Annotated in this window: 2 protein-coding genes; both read left to right on the top strand. The window is 70.4% G+C overall.

Translation table 11 applies throughout. The features are described 5' to 3' along the window. Positions 1–1,330 (top strand): S1C family serine protease (locus DSP71_RS01705; RefSeq protein ID WP_113680205.1); only part of this gene is annotated, 1,330 nt, incomplete at its 5' end. A gap of 49 nt (positions 1,331–1,379) precedes the next feature. Then, positions 1,380–2,014, top strand: a 635-nt coding sequence (locus DSP71_RS01700; RefSeq protein ID WP_181800634.1) for a CDP-glycerol glycerophosphotransferase family protein, incomplete at its 3' end; no start/stop codon positions are given.

Genomic DNA, 2,014 nt, shown 5'->3' with positions numbered 1-2,014 from the left:
AACGGCCACTGCGCAGGGAGCCGCGTTCGGCATCCCCACCGCGACCGCGCACACGCAGCCCACCCAGCCTCTCGGCGACGGCGCTCCGTACGGCGCCCACGGCGACGGGACGAAGACCAAGGAGCAGAAGCCTCGTGGCGGCGCGAAGTTCGCCGCCTTCATCGTGGCCGCAGCCCTGGTCGGCGGAGTCGCCGGGTTCGGCGGAGGGGCGCTGCTCAACGGCATCCAGGACCGCCCGTCGTCGGGCACGGCCACAGGGCCGCAGACCGTGACGGTGAACAACCCCGGATCCGTCAACGAGACGACCGCCGTCGCCACGGCAGCCCTTCCCTCCGTCGTGACCATCGAGGTCGCCGGCTCCGACCAGGCGGGCAGCGGGTCCGGCGTCATCATCAGCGACGACGGATACGTGCTCACCAACACGCACGTCGTGACGCTGGGCGGCGCGGTCGCCGATCCGACGATCCGCGTGACGACGTCGGACGGGCGCATCTTCGAGGCGACCGTGGTCGGGACCGACCCGATCTACGACCTTGCCGTGATCAAGCTGAAGGATGCCAAGGGGCTCACCCCGATGGAGTTCGCCGACTCCTCGAAGCTCAACGTCGGAGACACGGCCGTCGCGCTGGGCGCGCCGCTGGGACTGGCGAACTCCGTCACGACCGGCATCGTGAGCGCCCTGAACCGGAGCATCCAGATCGCCTCCTCCGCGCTGCCCGACTCCTCGTCGCAGGATGCGCCGGATCAGCAGCAGACGCCCGATCAGGGGCAGGGACAGGGACCGTTCCAGTTCGACATCCCGGGCAGCGGCACGCCGCAGACCTCCGACTCCATCTCGATCGCGGTGATCCAGACGGACGCGGCGATCAACCACGGCAACTCCGGTGGTGCTCTGGTGAACAGCAAGGGCGAGCTGATCGGCATCAACGTGGCGATCGCGAGTTCGGGAAGCTCCGAGGAGTCGGGCTCGATCGGCATCGGCTTCGCCATCCCGTCGAACATCGCCAAGCGCGTCTCGGACGAGATCATCGCCGACGGGGTCGCGACGCACGGTCTGCTGGGCGCCTCCGTGCAGGACGCCTCGAGCGTGCAGGGAGCGACCGTCTCCGGGGCCTACATCGCCAAGGCGAACGAGGGCGGCGCAGCGGCGGCCGCCGGCATCAAGGAGGGTGACGTGGTCACCGAGTTCAACGGTGTCCCCATCACCAGTGCGAGCGATCTCACCGCCCAGGTCCGTGCGGCTGCGGCCGGCAGCGATGCCAAGGTCACGTACGTGCGCGGAGGCAAGGACTACGACGTCGACGTGACGCTCGGCGAACTCGCCGGCTGAGTACGCCTCACACACAGAGAAGGACGCCACCCCGCGATAGGCTCGCGGAGTGGCGTCCTTCTCTTTCGGCACCGGCAATGCGGCCAAGCTGCTCCGGATCCCGCTGTATGCCGTCGGACGCATCGGCACGCTCGTGCTGCCGCGTGGACGGCGCTGGGTCTTCGGCTGTGGAGCCGGGGTCGGTGACGGCGCTCTCGCGCTGCAGCGCCACGCAGCGCGGCTCGGCCACGACACGGTATGGCTCACGTCGTCGGAGCGCGAGGACCACGACGCTGCCGCACTCGGCATCCGCTTCGTCCGCAAGAGCGGGTTGCGAGGCTGGTGGGCGACAGCGCGGGCGGGCGTGCTCGTCGTGACCCACGGACTGGGCGACGTGAACCGCTACGCGAACGGGGGCGGGTTCGTCGTCCAGCTCTGGCACGGGATCCCGTTGAAGCGGATCGGGCTGGACTCCCGGGCGACGACGGAGGTCCCCGCCGTCCCCGGAGCGGCGCTGCTGAGTCGTGCGGTCGGTGTCCTGTACCGTGCGGCCGCCCAGCGCATCCGCGTGCTCCCTGCGGCCTCGCATCGCGCGAGAGGGCGCCTGGAGTCGGCGTTCGGCCTCGGCGACGAGCGCGTCGTCGTCACGGGGGAGCCTCGCGTCGACGTGCTCTCCTCCGGACCGGCGGATGAGGTGAGATCGCG

The organism is Microbacterium sp. H6, from assembly GCF_003314775.1.
In the GTDB taxonomy this organism is placed as follows: domain Bacteria; phylum Actinomycetota; class Actinomycetes; order Actinomycetales; family Microbacteriaceae; genus Microbacterium; species Microbacterium oxydans.
Note: the sequence above shows the minus strand (reverse complement) of the source record. Positions and strands in the feature narration are given on the sequence as shown.